At 70.0% G+C, this 15,124-nt stretch carries 13 protein-coding genes; 6 read left to right on the plus strand and 7 right to left on the minus strand.

The window, feature by feature from the left end; genetic code table 11:
• Positions 1-137: 137 nt before the first annotated feature.
• The gene (dnaB, locus tag AB0C76_RS13755; RefSeq protein WP_359964106.1) at positions 138-1,754 is read right to left on the minus strand and encodes a replicative DNA helicase; all 1,617 of its coding nucleotides are present in this window, start codon (positions 1,752-1,754) and stop codon (positions 138-140) included.
• A 426-nt stretch (positions 1,755-2,180) separates the two neighbouring features.
• Here dnaB and AB0C76_RS13760 point away from each other — a divergent pair, with 426 nt between their 5' ends.
• On the plus strand, positions 2,181-3,515 hold the full coding sequence (locus tag AB0C76_RS13760) for an MATE family efflux transporter (RefSeq protein ID WP_359964108.1): 1,335 nt from the start codon (positions 2,181-2,183) through the stop codon (positions 3,513-3,515).
• A gap of 72 nt (positions 3,516-3,587) precedes the next feature.
• Here AB0C76_RS13760 and rplI read toward each other — a convergent pair whose 3' ends face one another.
• The 4 genes from rplI to rpsF all read right to left on the minus strand — a co-directional run bounded on the left by rplI (position 3,588) and on the right by rpsF (position 5,361).
• Entirely contained in the window at positions 3,588-4,034 is a 447-nt protein-coding gene (gene rplI, locus AB0C76_RS13765; RefSeq protein WP_359964110.1) for a 50S ribosomal protein L9, read from the minus strand.
• A gap of 17 nt (positions 4,035-4,051) precedes the next feature.
• Complete coding sequence (rpsR, locus tag AB0C76_RS13770; RefSeq protein ID WP_030304537.1) at positions 4,052-4,288, minus strand: 30S ribosomal protein S18; 237 nt, start codon at positions 4,286-4,288, stop codon at positions 4,052-4,054.
• Positions 4,289-4,368: 80 nt separating this feature from the next.
• On the minus strand, positions 4,369-4,974 hold the full coding sequence (locus AB0C76_RS13775) for a single-stranded DNA-binding protein (RefSeq protein WP_359964112.1): 606 nt from the start codon (positions 4,972-4,974) through the stop codon (positions 4,369-4,371).
• Between the two features lie 96 nt (positions 4,975-5,070).
• On the minus strand, positions 5,071-5,361 hold the full coding sequence (gene rpsF, locus AB0C76_RS13780) for a 30S ribosomal protein S6 (RefSeq protein ID WP_063348486.1): 291 nt from the start codon (positions 5,359-5,361) through the stop codon (positions 5,071-5,073).
• Positions 5,362-5,676: 315 nt separating this feature from the next.
• Between rpsF and AB0C76_RS13785 the strand changes: the two genes are divergently transcribed.
• From AB0C76_RS13785 to AB0C76_RS13795, 3 genes are all read left to right on the plus strand, one after another.
• On the plus strand, positions 5,677-5,976 hold the full coding sequence (locus AB0C76_RS13785; protein WP_359964114.1) for a hypothetical protein: 300 nt from the start codon (positions 5,677-5,679) through the stop codon (positions 5,974-5,976).
• A 191-nt stretch (positions 5,977-6,167) separates the two neighbouring features.
• Complete coding sequence (locus tag AB0C76_RS13790; RefSeq protein WP_359964116.1) at positions 6,168-7,286, plus strand: peptidoglycan bridge formation glycyltransferase FemA/FemB family protein; 1,119 nt, start codon at positions 6,168-6,170, stop codon at positions 7,284-7,286.
• Between the two features lie 13 nt (positions 7,287-7,299).
• A complete protein-coding gene (locus AB0C76_RS13795) occupies positions 7,300-8,334 on the plus strand; it encodes an alanine racemase (RefSeq protein ID WP_359964118.1) in 1,035 nt (344 codons plus the stop codon).
• Between the two features lie 34 nt (positions 8,335-8,368).
• Here AB0C76_RS13795 and AB0C76_RS13800 read toward each other — a convergent pair whose 3' ends face one another.
• On the minus strand, positions 8,369-9,946 hold the full coding sequence (locus AB0C76_RS13800; RefSeq protein ID WP_359964120.1) for a glycosyltransferase 87 family protein: 1,578 nt from the start codon (positions 9,944-9,946) through the stop codon (positions 8,369-8,371).
• A gap of 174 nt (positions 9,947-10,120) precedes the next feature.
• A complete protein-coding gene (locus AB0C76_RS13805) occupies positions 10,121-12,574 on the minus strand; it encodes a transglycosylase domain-containing protein (RefSeq protein ID WP_359964122.1) in 2,454 nt (817 codons plus the stop codon).
• Between the two features lie 514 nt (positions 12,575-13,088).
• Here AB0C76_RS13805 and AB0C76_RS13810 point away from each other — a divergent pair.
• Both AB0C76_RS13810 and AB0C76_RS13815 read left to right on the plus strand, forming a co-directional pair.
• The gene (locus AB0C76_RS13810; protein WP_359964124.1) at positions 13,089-13,790 is read left to right on the plus strand and encodes a PadR family transcriptional regulator; all 702 of its coding nucleotides are present in this window, start codon (positions 13,089-13,091) and stop codon (positions 13,788-13,790) included.
• Positions 13,791-13,910: 120 nt separating this feature from the next.
• Positions 13,911-14,993 (plus strand): inositol-3-phosphate synthase, encoded by a 1,083-nt coding sequence (locus AB0C76_RS13815; RefSeq protein WP_359964126.1) that lies wholly within the window; start codon positions 13,911-13,913, stop codon positions 14,991-14,993.
• Positions 14,994-15,124 lie beyond the last annotated feature (131 nt).

The following is a 15,124-nucleotide window of genomic DNA, read 5'->3' on the forward strand; positions in this document are numbered from 1 at the left end:
TCCGCGTCGCGATCAGAATCACTCAAACGGATGAACGGCCTGACCGGCCGGTCTCAGATCCGCGTCCTATCGGCCATCACTTGGCCATTGATCCTGAGATTAGGACACGAAATCTGAGACCCTACAGGAGCGCGGGATCAGTCCCGGGTCATGTCCACGAAGCGCGAGTAGTGGCCCTGGAAGGCGACGGTGATCGTCGCCGTCGGGCCGTTACGGTGCTTGGCGACGATCAGGTCGGCCTCGCCCGCGCGCGGGGACTCCTTCTCGTAGGCGTCCTCGCGGTGCAGCAGGATGACCATGTCGGCGTCCTGCTCGATCGAGCCGGACTCGCGCAGGTCGGAGACCATCGGCCGCTTGTCGGTGCGCTGTTCGGGACCACGGTTCAGCTGGGACAGCGCGATCACCGGCACCTCAAGCTCCTTGGCCAGCAGCTTCAGGTTTCGCGACATGTCCGAGACCTCCTGCTGGCGGTTCTCGGCCCGGCGGGAGCCGCCGGACTGCATCAGCTGGAGGTAGTCGATGACGATCAGCTTGATGTCGTTGCGCTGCTTGAGCCGGCGGCACTTGGCCCGGATCTCCATCATCGACAGGTTCGGCGAGTCGTCGATGAACAGCGGCGCCTCGCTGACGTCCGGCATGCGGCGGGCGACCCGCGTCCAGTCGTCGTCCGTCATGTTCCCGGAGCGCATGTGGTGCAGTGCCACCCGGGCCTCGGCGGAGAGCAGGCGCATCGCGATCTCGTTGCGCCCCATTTCGAGCGAGAAGATGACGCTCGGCAGCTTGTTGTGGATCGAGCAGGCCCGGGCGAAGTCCAGCGCGAGCGTGGACTTGCCCATGGCGGGACGGGCCGCGATGACGATCATCTGGCCCGGGTGCAGGCCGTTGGTGAGCTGGTCGAAGTCGGCGAAGCCGGTCGGTACGCCGGACATCTGGCCGTTGCGCGAGCCGATGGCCTCGATCTCGTCGAGGGCGCCCTCCATGATGTCGGCGAGCGGGGCGTAGTCCTCGTTGGTGCGCTGCTCGGTGACGGCGTAGATCTCCGCCTGCGCCGCGTTGACGATCTCGTCGACGTCGCCCTCGGCCGCGTAGCCCATGCCCGCGATCCGGGTGCCGGCCTCGACCAGGCGGCGCAGGACGGCGCGCTCGTGGACGATCTGGGCGTAGTACTCGGCGTTGGCCGCGGTCGGGACGGAGTTGACCAGGGTGTGCAGGTAGGGGGCGCCGCCGACGCGCTGGAGCTCGCCGCGCTTGGTGAGCTCACCGGCCACGGTGATGGGGTCGGCCGGCTCGCCGCGGGCGTAGAGGTCGAGGATCGCGCCGTGGATCATCTCGTGCGCGGGCCGGTAGTAGTCGGCCGGCTTGAGCACCTCGACGACGTCGGCGATCGCGTCCTTGGAGAGCAGCATGCCGCCGAGCACGGACTGCTCGGCCGCGAGGTCCTGCGGCGGGACGCGCTCGAAGCCGTCGGCGCCGCCCCGGCCCTCGTCGTCACGGCGGTCGCGGCGCTCGCCCTGGCCGTTCTGGGAGCCCTTCTGGAAGCCCCCGCCCTTCTGGGAGCCCTTCTGGAAACCGCCGCCCTTCTGGAAGCCGTCGCCCTGGCCCCCGCCGCGACCCCGCGAGACCGGGAGCCGGTCGCCGGGCCCGTCCGGGAACGGCGCGTCGTCGAACGCACCGGCCGGGAAGGGGTCCTCGGCGGTCTGCCAGTCGTCCTCCGGCGGCGGGGCGTCGTGGTCGTCGTACTGGGGGCCGGTCACGCGTGTTCCCCGATCAGCGAGTGGTGCGAGTTGGAGCGGAGCCGCTCCTCTTTGTACGCCACGGGGCCGACAAAACGGACGCCGGGGCGGGTGGGAGTGTCGGGCGGAGAGCCCACGCTAAGGGGCCGGACGCCCTTCAGCCAACACGGTTATCCACAGGGGGTGTGGACGAGCGGGCCCGGGCTGTGGAGAACTGCCGCAAAGCTGTGGACGCCCCTGTGGAAGGTCCTGTGGATAACCGGACCATCGACCCCACGTCAACTCTCTGACCTGGAATTACCTCTTCCGGGGTCTGTGCATGAGAAATTCTTCACACACCACCGGACGGCTGTGGGCGCGGAGCCCGCCGGGCTCGCCACTCATCCGTTCGAGTAATAGCCAATTAGTCCTAGCAGTCATTACCTGTGGATGAGTAACCTGGAGCGCATGACCGCCGCCACCACCGGACCCTCCAGACGCCGGCACGACCGCGAGATCCTCGCCCTCGCCGTCCCCGCCTTCGGCGCGCTCGTCGCCGAGCCGCTCTTCCTGATGGCCGACTCGGCGATCGTCGGCCACCTCGGCACCCCCCAGCTGGCCGGCGTCGGCGTCGCCGCGGCCGCGCTCTCCACCGCCACCGGCATCTTCGTCTTCCTCGCCTACGCCACGACCGCCGCCGTGGCGCGCCGGATCGGCGCCGGGGACCGCCGGGCCGCCGTCCAGCAGGGCGTCGACGGCATCTGGCTCGCCCTGGGCCTGTCCGTCGCGGTGGTCGCGCTCACCCTCCTGCTGGCCCCCTGGGCCGCGGACGTCCTCGGCGCCTCGGACACGGCCGCGCCCTACGCCGTGACGTACCTGCGGATCAGTTCCCTCGGCATCCCCGCGATGCTCATGGTCATGGCCGCCACCGGCGTGCTGCGCGGCCTCCAGGACACCCGCACGCCGCTCGTGGTCGCCGTCGCGGGCTTCACCGCCAACATCGGCCTGAACGCCGGCCTGGTGTACGGCGCCGGGCTCGGTGTGGCCGGCTCGGCGTGGGGAACCGTGCTGGCGCAGACCGGGATGGCCGCCGTCTACGTGGTCGTGGTGGTCCGCGGCGCCCGCCGGGAACGGGCCTCACTGCGGCCGGACCCCGCCGGCATCCGGGCGAGCGCCAGGGCGGGCGGGCCGCTGCTGGTGCGGACGGCGAGCCTGCGGGCCGTACTGATGATCGCCACCGCGGTGGCCGCCCGGCTCGGCGACACCCAGGTCGCCGCGCACCAGATCGCCATGACGCTGTTCAGCTTCCTGGCCTTCGCGCTGGACGCGATCGCGATCGCCGGCCAGGCGATCATCGGCCGCTACCTGGGCGCCTCGGACGTCCCGGGGGTGAAGGCGGCCACCCGGCGGATGGTCGAGTGGGGCATCGGGTCCGGCGTCGTGCTGGGCCTGCTGGTCGTCGTGGCCCGCCCGCTGTACGTCCCGCTGTTCACGCCCGATCCGGCGGTGCAGGCTCAGCTGCACACCGCGCTGCTGCTGCTCGCGCTCACCCAGCCGCTGAGCGGCCTGGTGTTCGTGCTGGACGGGGTCCTGATGGGAGCCGGGGACGGCCCGTACCTGGCGTGGGCGATGCTCGCGACCCTGGCCGTGTTCGCGCCGGCGGCCCTCGCGGTCCCGGCGACGGGCACCGGGCTGGCCGGGCTGTGGTGGGCGATGAACCTGTTCATGCTGGTCCGCGCGGGGTTCATGGTCCTGCGCGCCCGCAGCGGCAGGTGGCTGGTCACCGGCGCGGTCCGGGGCTGAGTCCCGTCCCGGGAGAGCGCAGAGGGCCGGACTCCGTGGAGGAGTCCGGCCCTCGGGCCACTGCTATGCGGTTCAGGCAGCCACGACGGCGACGTCGAGGTTGGCCACGACGTCCGAGTGCAGCTTGACCGAGACCTTGTGGGTGCCCACGGTCTTGATCGGCGAGGCGATCGCGACGGCGCGCTTGTCCACGGCCGGGCCGCCGGCGGCCTTGATGGCCTCGACGACGTCGGACTGGGTCACCGAGCCGAACAGACGGCCGGCGTCGCCCGAGCGGACGGCCAGCTTGACCTGGACGCCCTCGAGCTTGCCCTTGACCTCGTTGGCGGCCTCGAGCGTCTGGATGGCGTGGATCTTGCGGGCGCGACGGATGGCGTCGACGTCCTTCTGGCCACCCTTGGTCCAGCGGATGGCGTAGCCGCGCGGGACCAGGTAGTTGCGGGCGTAGCCGTCCTTGACCTCGACGACCTCGCCGGCGGAGCCGAGACCCGGCACCTCGTGCGTGAGGATGATCTTCATTACTCGGTCACCCTCTCTTAGCGCGCGGTGCTGGTGTAGGGCAGCAGCGCCATCTCACGGCTGTTCTTCACGGCCGTGGCGACGTCACGCTGGTGCTGGGTGCAGTTGCCGGTGACCCGGCGGGCACGGATCTTGCCGCGGTCGGAGATGAACTTCCGCAGCAGGTTCGTGTCCTTGTAGTCAACGTAGTTGACCTTGTCCTTGCAGAAGACGCAAACCTTCTTCTTCGGCTTGCGAGCAGGCGGCTTCGCCATTGTGTGCTCCATTTGGGGTTCACGACCCGGCGGGCGTCCGGGGACGCCTGCGGCCGGGCCGCACGAAATCTGTCAGCTCTTTAGAACGGGGGCTCTTCCGAGAAGCCGCCACCGGACGGGGCACCCCAGCCGCCGCCGCCCTGGTTGCCGCCGGACGGGGCGCTGGAAGCCCACGGGTCGTCGGAGGGACCGGACTGGCCGCCGGAGTTTCCACCCCAGCCGCCGCCCTGCTGGCCGCCACCGCCGCCCCAGTTGCCACCGCCGCCCTGGCCGCCCTGCTGGCCGCCGAAGCCGCCACCGGGGCCGCCGGGGCCACCGGAGCGGTTGGCCCGGGTGACCTTGGCAGTCGCCGAGCGCAGGCTCGGGCCGACCTCGTCGACCTCGACCTCGAAGACCGTCCGCTTCTCGCCTTCCTTGGTCTCGTAAGACCGCTGGCGCAGTCGGCCCTGCACGATGACGCGCATGCCGCGCTGGAGCGACTCGGCCACGTTCTCCGCCGGCTGCCGCCAGACGTTGCACGTGAGGAAGAGGCTCTCGCCGTCCTTCCACTCGTTCGTCTGGCGGTCGAAGGTGCGGGGGGTGGACGCGATGCGGAACTTCGCGACCGCCGCACCCGACGGGGTGAAGCGCAGCTCGGGGTCGTCGACGAGATTGCCGACGAGGGTGATGACGGTCTCGCCTGCCATGGTGGTGATGACCTCTCGGGAAGATGTCCGTTCACCGCTGTTTCACGTGAAACAGCGGTCGCGAGCTACCCGAGACCCGAAGGCCTCAGAGGTGGCTCAGTGGGTGTCCGGGCGCAGGACCTTGGTCCGCAGAACCGACTCGCTCAGGCCCATCTGGCGGTCGAGCTCCTTGACGACCTCAGGCGTGGCCTTCAGGTCGATGACCGAGTAGATGCCCTCGGACTGCTTGTTGATCTCGTAAGCCAGACGGCGACGACCCCAGGTGTCGACCTTCTCCACCTTGCCGCCGGCGTTGCGGACGACGGTGAGGAAGTTCTCGATCAGGGGGGAGACAGCGCGCTCCTCGACCGAGGGGTCGAGGATGACCATCACCTCGTAGTGACGCATGGGTAACCCACCTCCTTTGGACTCAACGGCCACGGTCTCTCCGTGGCAGGAGGGTTGTGCAGCGTCGGCACCGGAGCTCGTGACGACACCGGCCACCGTAGCGGCCGGGTCCGACAGTCGGGCCCCGCTCACCCGATCGGGCGGCCGCCCGCAAGAGGGCGCAAGGGGGCACAACTACACCAGTGCAGACGGCACAGCCTACCCGCACCCGTACGGCCGAACAAAACGCATAGGGGTTGTGAGACCAGTCCAACCGCCGCAATCTGGACGGAACGGGATCCTGCCCGTTCGTCTCCACGCCAGGAGGTGGGACACATGGCACAGTCCGTCCACCGCATGCCCGCCCTCACCCTCAACACCGACGGCCACCCGCACCCGCGGGAGAACACCCTGGTGGCGCTGACCGCGCTGCTGGGCGTCATCTCCTTCACCACGTCGTTCTTCCACAACCTGCACCTGTTGACCTCGTGGACGGGCCTGCTCGGCATCGTCGCGGGGCTCTGGGGCGTGTTCGTCTCGGTCACCACCGCCGAGCGCTTCGTCCTGATGATCACGCTCGGCGCATCCGCCGTCGGTTTCTACCTCGGCGTCGCCCGGGGCGGCCTCTGGGGCTGATCCCGGGCCTCCGGGACCGGTTCCGGCCCCCCGCGCCAGGAACCCTCGGCGCCCCCGTCGCGTATCTGCAGGAGACAGGTACGCACGGGGGCGCCGTCACGCCCGCGCCCACGGGCGCCGGTGCCGCTGGACGATAAGGTCACCCCGAGAACCCGGGGCCGCCACAGCCCGACCGACGAGGAGCACCGAGCATGAGCCTGCGCCTGAGGACGATCACCCGCGAGGAGCACCTCGCCTTCATCAGGAGCCGCGCCTCGGCCAGCCACATGCAGGTGCCGTCCTGGGGCGACGTGAAGGCCGAGTGGCGCTCGGAGTCGATCGGCTGGTTCGACGAGGGCAACCAGCTCGTCGGCGCCGGCCTGGTGCTCTACCGGCAGCTGCCCAAGGTCAAGCGCTACCTGGCCTACCTGCCCGAGGGTCCGGTCATCGACTGGTTCGACCGCGACCTCGACCGCTGGCTCTCCCCGATGCTCGCCCACCTCAAGTCGCAGGGCGCGTTCTCGGTGAAGATGGGCCCGCCGATCGTCATCCGCCGCTGGAACGCCCCCACCATCAAGGAGGCCATCGCCGCCAAGCAGGCCAAGCGCCTGCGCGACGTCGAGGCCGACTGGTACGAGGCGCGCGCCTTCGAGGTGGCCGACCGGCTGCGCAAGGCCGGCTGGCTGCAGGGCGAGGACGGCGGCGCCGGCTTCGGCGACGTCCAGCCGCGCTACGTCTTCCAGGTGCCGCTGGCCAACCGCTCGCTGGACGACATCCACAAGAACTTCAACCAGCTCTGGCGCCGCAACATCAAGAAGGCCGAGAAGAGCGGCGTCGAGGTGTACCAGGGCGGCTACGACGAGCTGCCGATCTTCCACCAGCTCTACCTGGTGACGGCCGAGCGCGACAAGTTCACCCCGCGCCCGCTGTCCTACTTCCAGCGCATGTGGAAGGCCCTCACCGCCGAGGACCAGAACCGGATGCGCCTCTACATCGCCTACCACGAGGGCGAGCCGCTGGCCGCGACCACGATGCTCGTGGTCGGCGAGCACGTCTGGTACTCCTACGGCGCCTCGGCCAACCACAAGCGCGAGGTCAAGCCGTCCAACGCCATCCAGTGGCGGATGATGCGCGACGCCTACGCGCTGGGCGGCGGCGTGTACGACCTGCGCGGCATCAGCGACACCCTGGACGAGAACGACCACCTGTTCGGCCTGATCCAGTTCAAGGTCGGCACCGGCGGGCAGGCGGCCGAGTACCTCGGCGAGTGGGACTTCCCGCTCAACAAGCTGCTGCACAAGGCCCTCGACCTCTACATGTCCCGCCGCTGAGGAGGCTGACCCGATGACGCTGTCGCTCTACCTCGAAACCGAACGCTGGCGCGCCCACCAGCGCTCCGTCCTCGCCGAGTTCCCCGGCCTGGTGCCGGTCGCCAAGGGGAACGGCTACGGCCTGGGCAACCACCGGCTGGCCGAGGAGGCGACGCTGCTCGGCACCGGGGTGCTGGCCGTCGGCACCGCGTACGAGGCAGCCGACGCCGCCGAGTGGTACGGCGGCGAGCTGCTGGTGCTCACCCCCTACCGGGTCGGCGAGGAGGTGCTCCCGCTGCCGCACGCCCGGGTGATCCGGACGGTGGCGAGCGTGGACGCGCTGCGCGCGCTGCACGGCGCCCGGGTGGTCGTGGAGTGCATGACCACCATGCGCCGGCACGGCGTGAGCGCGGCCGACCTGCCGGCGGTGGCCGCCGAGCTGGAGGGCGTCTCCTTCGAGGGCCTCGCACTGCACCTGCCGATGGACCGGCCGGACGGCTCCAGCCCGGTCGAGGAGGTCGCGTACTGGGTGGACACCGCCCGGGCGGCCGGGATCCCGGTGCACACCGTGTTCGTGAGCCACCTCGGCTCGGCCGGCATGGACCAGCTGGCCCAGCGCTACCCGGGCACCGTCTTCCGCGCCCGGATCGGCACCCGGCTCTGGCTGGGCGACCACGGCGCGCTGGAGGTCCGGGCCACGGTCCTGGACGTCACCCCGGTGAAGAAGGGCGACCGCTACGGCTACCGCCAGCACCCGGCGCCCTCCGACGGCCACATCGTCGTGGTCGCCGGCGGCACCGCGCACGGCATCGGTCTGGAGGCCCCCAAGTACGTGGCGAGCATGGGCGCGCGGGCCAAGGGCATCGCGCGGGCCGGTCTGGCGACCGTCAACAAGACCAAGTCGCCGTTCCACTGGGCCGGCAAGCAGCTCTGGTTCGCCGAGCCGCCGCACATGCAGGTCTCGCTGCTGTTCCTGGACGGCGAGACCAAGCCGCCGGTGATCGGCGACGAGCTCGGCCTCCAGGTCCGGCACACCACGACGCACTTCGACCGCGTCGTGGACCGCTGAGGCCCCCCCGGAGGCCCCTCCCACCAGCCCTCCGCTAGCCCTTCTCGGCCGGCTCCGGCAGTTCCGGCTCGTCCAGCCACTGCCCGGGGCCGGCCGCCGCGTACTCCGCGTAGCTCTCGTCCTCCCGCAGGCGGCGGGCGGCCCCGATCACGACCGCGTCGGGGGCCCGGTCGAGCACCCCGCCGGACGGGTCGTCACTCCCGTCCCAGCGCACCGGGTCGCGGTCCGGCAGCAGGACGTCGCGGACCACCAGCGCGACCAGGTAGAGCGTGCCCAGCAGGTGCAGCACGATCGCGAAGTGGTACCAGGCCTCGCCGATGCCGTGCTGCTTGGTCCCGGTGACGAAGCCCAGGTGAGACCAGATGCCCAGGGTGTAGAGCACCTCGCAGGCCTGCCAGACCAGGAAGTCCCGCCAGCGCGGCCGGGCCAGCACCGCGAGCGGCAGCAGCCAGAGCGAGTACTGCGGCGAGTAGACCTTGTTGGCCACGATGAACAGGGCGACGACCAGGAAGGCCAGCTGCGCGAAGCGCGGGCGGCGGGGCGCCGAGAGGCCCAGCCACGCTATGGCCGCGCAGCCCAGCACCATGAGCACCGCGATGTAGGAGTTGAGGTGCTCCAGCCCGGTCCCGCGGTTCTGCATGACGATCAGCCAGAACGAGCCGTAGTCCTCGGCGCGGTGGTTGCTGAAGACGTAGAAGGTCGACCAGCCCTGCCAGTTGGCGATCATGATCGGCAGGTTGACCAGCAGCCAGGCGCCGAGCGCGCCGCCCAGCGCCGCGCGGAACTCGCGCCACTTGCCGGCCCGCCAGCACAGCACCAGCAGCGGGCCGAGGAGCAGCAGCGGGTAGAGCTTGGCGGCGGTGGCGAGGCCGATGAACACGCCGGCCCAGAACGGCCGGGAGCCCGCCCACCAGGCCATCGCGACGGCGGCCAGCGCGACGGCGAGCAGGTCCCAGTTGACGGTGCCGTTGAGCAGCAGGACGGGCGCGAGCGCGAACAGCATCGCGTCCCACGGGCGGCGCCGGTGGGTGCGCGAGAGCGCCACCGCGGCGACCACCGCGCAGGCCATCAGCAGGCCCGCGTTGATCGCCCAGAACCACTGCTCCTGGTCCTGCTGGGTGCCGCCGCCCGGCGTCAGCCAGGCCGCGATCTGCATGAACAGACCGGTCAGCACCGGGTACTCCAGGTACTGGAGGTCCCCCGAGGAGCCCGGGATGCGGTCGACGTACGGGTGCAGCCCGGCGGCGAAGCCGCGTCCGGCGAACAGGTGCGGGATGTCGCTGTAGCAGGCGTGGATGTACTGCGGCGAGCCCGCCTGGAACCACGCGTGGCTGTAGCAGGGCGCCTTCTGCACCATGCCGAGCACCGAGATGACGATGACGGCGAGCGCCAGGACGCGCACCGGGATCCACCACGAGACGCCCAGCAGCGCCCGGCGGCCGGGCGGGCCGCCGAAGAACTCGCTGCCGGCCGCCGCCACCGGGTCCTCGTCGGCCGGGACCACCACCGTGTTGGCCGGCGGCCCGGCGACGGCGGCGGGCGCCGGGGCAGGCCCGACGGCGTCGCTGGGCCCGGTCAGGCCGGCGGATTCGTCAGGTGCGCTCGACGTCATGCCGGACATCCTGCCGCACCGGCCCCGCCGGGACGAGGAGGCCCCCACGGCGGGGCCGCCCGGGCCGTGGCGAATCATGACGAAACGGCGGTGGCGGCCCTCCGTGGAGGGCCGCCACCGCCGTTTCACCGCTTGTCCGCCTGTCCGGCCGTCCGGCCGTCCGGCCGGTTCCGGCTAACCGCCTGCGGGCGGCGCCGACGGGGTGATCTTGCCCGGCTTGGTCGGCGGCGGGGTGCTGTCCGTCGGCGTCGGCGAGGGCTGCTGCGTCGGGCACAGGCCCAGCAGGCAGGAGCTCGACGGACCGGGGTGGGTCTTGGGCGGCTGGGTCGGCTGCGGACCGGGACAGTCGACGCCCGGGACGCAGGCGCCGCCCTGGGTGGGCTGCGGGGGCTGCGGCTGGCCGCCGTTCGACGGGGGCTGGTTGCCGGTCGGCGGCTGGGTGGCCGGCGCCGACGGGGTGTCGGTCACGGTCGGCGTGGGCGTGGCGGTCGGCGAGACCGGAGCGCCCGAGGAGTCGACCTCGCTGCCGATCGCGGTCGGCGCCGGGAAGTCCAGCTTCTTCTCGTTCGCCAGCGCGACCTTCATGTACCGGGTGAAGATGTCGGTCGGGATGTCACCACCGTGGATCGACTCCTTGCCGCCGGTGCCGTTGAGCGAGAGCCGCACGTGGTTGTTCGGGTCCTCGCGCCACATCGCGACGCTGGTGACCAGCTGCGGGGTGTAGCCGACCCACCAGGCCGACTTGTTCTGGTCGGTGGTACCGGTCTTGCCCGCGACGGGGCGGCCCAGGTCCTTGCTCTTCGTACCGGTACCGTTCTTCGCCACGTTCACCAGCACGTCGGTGACGTTGTCGGCGACGGGCGCCTCCAGCGCCTGCTTGAGCTGGGGCTTGGTGAAGCCGGTCCGCTCCACGCCGTTCACCTCGACCTTGGTGACCGAGTAGGGCTCGGCCTCCTTGCCGCTGGCGGCGAGCGTCCCGTAGGCGGTGGCCATCCGGATCGGGCTGATGGTCGAGGTGCCGAGCGGGAAGGTCGGGGTCTTCGGGTCGGCCAGGCTCTCCTTCTTGATGCCCATCTGCACGGCCATGTCGGCCACGTTCTGGCCGCCGACATCCTGGTTCAGCTGGACGAACGGCACGTTGTACGAGAACTGCATGGCCTGCCGCAGCGAGACGTAGCCGTGCTTGCTGGAGTCCTCGTTCTTCTGCCGGTAGGGCTTGCCGTCGTCGCCGATCACCAGCGAGCCGTCCGGCTTGCGGATCTCGGACAGGTCGTCGGCGAGGTAGCGGCTGTCGGCGTTGATCCGCTTCGGCTTGCCGCTGTCGTCCTTCGCGGTCTGGACGCCGACCTGCATCGCGGTGGCCAGCACGAAGGGCTTGAAGGTCGAGCCGACCTGGACGCCGGTGGCCTCGGCGTTGTTGTCGAAGTGACCGTTCTCCACGCCGTCACCGCCGTAGATCGCGACGAGCGCGCCGTCACCGGGCCGGATGCTGGCGGAGCCGAACTGGATGAACTTGTCGTTGTCGGGACGCTTCTGCGGGTCGAGCGTCGCGGCCTTGACGTCGTCGACGGCCTTCTTCAGGGCGTCGACCTTGTCCTTCTCGAAGGTCGTGTAGATCTTCAGACCGCCCTTGTCGATCACCTGCTGGGTGATCGAGGGGTCCTTGCTGGTGACGTACCGGTTGGCGGTGTCGACCAGGTAGCTGATCTCGCCGTTCATGTTCGAGGAGGTCTTGCGCTGGATCGGGACCGGGAACGCCGTGCACTTGGCACGCTCCTCCGGGGTGACGGCCTTGATCTTCACCATGTTGTCGAGGATCCACGACCACCGCCCCTCGGCCCGATCCTTGTTGGCCGGGACGGTGGGGTCGTAGTACGCCGCGCCCTTGAGCAGGCCCGCCAGCATGGCGCTCTGGCAGAGGTTGAGGTCCTTGGCGTCCACTCCGTAGTACGCCTGGGCGGCGGCCTGGGCGCCGTTCGCGCCGCGACCGAACCAGCTGGTGTTCAGGTAGCCCGTGAGGATCTCATCCTTCCCGATCTGCTGGTTGAGCTTCAGCGTGATGAAGAACTCCTTCAGCTTGCGGCTGAGGGTCTGCTCCTGGCTCAGGTAGGCGTTCTTCACGTACTGCTGGGTGATCGTCGAGGCGCCCTGGGTCTCGCCTCCCCTCGCCATGTTGTAGACGGCGCGGAGCATGCCCTTCGGGTCGATGCCGTTGTCGTTGCGGAAGTCCTGGTTCTCCGCGGCGATGACGGCGTTCTGCAGGTTGGGGCTGATGTCCTTGAGCTCGACGATCTGACGGTTCGTCTCGCCCTTGCGCACCATCTCCGAGCCGTCGGCCCAGTAGTAGATGGTGTTCTGGTCCTTCACCAGGTCGTTGAGTTTCGGGACCTCGGTGGTCTGGTACAGGTAGAACACCAGGCCCACGAAGCAACCGAAGACGAGCAGGAAGCCGCTCAGCCACTGCTTCCACGACGGCAGCCAGCGCCGGACGCCGGTCTTGCCGAAGCGCGGGTAGTCGATGAACCGCTTCTTGCCGGGCCCGGCCGCCGCGGCGGAGGCCGCGGCAGCGGCGCCCTGGCCGCCCTTGCCCTTCTTCTGCCCGGCCTTGCGCATCTCAGCTCTGGTCATCCGAGGCTGCTGAGCGGTGTCCCGAACGCCCGGGGGGCGACGCCGGCCCAGCCCCTGCGAGCTCAGTTCGTCCGGTCCGGGCCCGCCCCGGCGGGCTCCGTCACCCGGGGGCCGTTGGCCCTCGTCACCCGGGCCCGGCGTCCTCCGCCGTCGTTCGCTCATGTTCCAGCCACTCCTCGCCAGGCGGTTCCAGCCTGAAGGCAGGGTTCACGTTCGATGCCCGCCAACCGCCCTAACCCCGGAGGTGGTCCTCGTGCACACGCGACAGCGTACGCAGACCTGAAATGCACCTAATCGGGCATCAGCCGCCAAATACCGCAAAAGGGCAGCAGATCATTACACGCCCGTTGCCAACCATCCCCGCGCGTCGGCTTGTGATCACATTCACGCGTGCCCCCCTTGCCCGTTCGGAGGGCCAGGTTTACTGTTCTCGATATATCGAGCCGATACATCGAAGCGGCATACCGCCGGAGACGGCGGCCGGACACCGGTCGAAGGGAAGGAGGACGACGGCATGGGCAGGCGCTCAGGAGTGCTGGAGTTCGCCGTTCTCGGCCTGCTCCACGACGCCCCGATGCACGGCTACGAGCTGCGCAAGCGGCTCAACATCCTGCTCGGAACGTTCCGGGCCCTCTCCTACGGAACGCTCTACCCCTGCCTGAAGAGCCTGGTCGCCCAGGGTTTCCTGGTCGAGGACAACCCGGACGTCGAGTACGTCCCGGCCACGGCGCTCAACGGCAAGCGGTCCAAGATCGTCTACCGGCTCTCCCCCGAGGGCAAGCAGCGCTTCGAGGAGCTGCTCGCCGACTCCGGCCCCGACGCCTGGGAGGACGAGCACTTCGGCGTCCACTTCGCGTTCTTCGGCCAGACCGACCGGGCCGTGCGGATGCGCGTCCTGGAAGGCCGGCGCAGCCGGCTGGAGGAGCGCCTGGAGCGGATGCGCAACTCGCTGGCCCGGGCCCGCGAGCGGTTCGACGACTACACCATCGAGCTGCAGCGGCACGGACTGGAGTCGGTGGAGCGCGAGGTCCGGTGGCTCAACGAGCTGATCGAGACCGAGCGGGCCAACCGCACCGGCCGGACCGGACCCGCCACCGGCGGCAACCCCGCCGCCGGACACCCCAAGACTTCGGACGGCCGTGGCCAGGAGACCGGGTCCCCCGACCCGTCCGGGCCACCGTACGACCGCCCGGGGCGCTCCGCCCAGGAGCGCTGAGCCCGCGTCAGCCACGCGGCAGGAGTGGGCGCCTCGCGCCCGTACAAGCAGTCATTCGAAGAAGCAGGACGAGTGCCGCCGACCTCGGCGGCCCTCATGAGATCACAGGGAGCAACCGGAATGGGTTCGGTTCGCGTAGCCATCGTGGGCGTGGGCAACTGCGCCGCGTCGCTGGTGCAGGGTGTCGAGTACTACAAGGACGCCGACCCGGCCGGCAAGGTCCCCGGGCTGATGCACGTCCAGTTCGGTGACTACCACGTCCGTGACGTGGAGTTCGTCGCCGCGTTCGACGTCGACGCCAAGAAGGTCGGCTTCGACCTGGCCGACGCCATCGGCAACAGCGAGAACAACACCATCAAGATCTGCGACGTGCCGCCGACCGGCGTCACCGTGCAGCGCGGCCACACCCTCGACGGCCTGGGCAAGTACTACCTGGAGACCATCGAGGAGTCCGACGAGGCGCCGGTCGACGTCGTCCAGGTCCTCAAGGACCAGCAGGTCGACGTCCTGGTCTGCTACCTGCCCGTCGGTTCCGAGCAGGCGGCGAAGTTCTACGCCCAGTGCGCCATCGACGCCAAGGTCGCCTTCGTGAACGCCCTGCCGGTGTTCATCGCGGGCACCAAGGAGTGGGCGGACAAGTTCACCGAGGCCGGCGTGCCGATCGTCGGTGACGACATCAAGTCCCAGGTCGGCGCCACCATCACGCACCGCGTGATGGCGAAGCTGTTCGAGGACCGCGGTGTCATCCTCGAGCGCACCATGCAGCTGAACGTCGGCGGCAACATGGACTTCAAGAACATGCTGGAGCGCGAGCGCCTGGAGTCGAAGAAGATCTCCAAGACCCAGGCCGTCACCTCGCAGATCCGCGACCGCGAGCTGGGCGCCAAGAACGTCCACATCGGTCCCTCGGACTACGTGGCCTGGCTGGACGACCGCAAGTGGGCGTACGTCCGCCTCGAGGGCCGCGCGTTCGGCGACGTCCCGCTGAACCTGGAGTACAAGCTCGAGGTCTGGGACTCCCCGAACTCCGCCGGCGTCATCATCGACGCCGTGCGCGCCGCCAAGATCGCCAAGGACCGCGGCATCGGCGGCCCGATCCTGTCCGCGTCCTCGTACTTCATGAAGTCGCCGCCGGTGCAGTACTTCGACGACGAGGCCAAGGAGAACGTCGAGAAGTTCATCCGCGGCGAGGTCGAGCGCTGAGCGCAGCGAGGTTCGCGACTGTCGAACGCTGAGCGCTGGGCACTGAGCTCTCGGCTCGCTCGGGTGTGACGGCTCATAACCGCTCATAGCTCCTCGGAAGGGCCCACGATCGCGAGATCGTGGGCCCTTCA

The sequence above is a fragment of the Kitasatospora sp. NPDC048722 genome (assembly GCF_040650235.1).
Taxonomy (GTDB): Bacteria; Actinomycetota; Actinomycetes; order Streptomycetales; family Streptomycetaceae; genus Kitasatospora.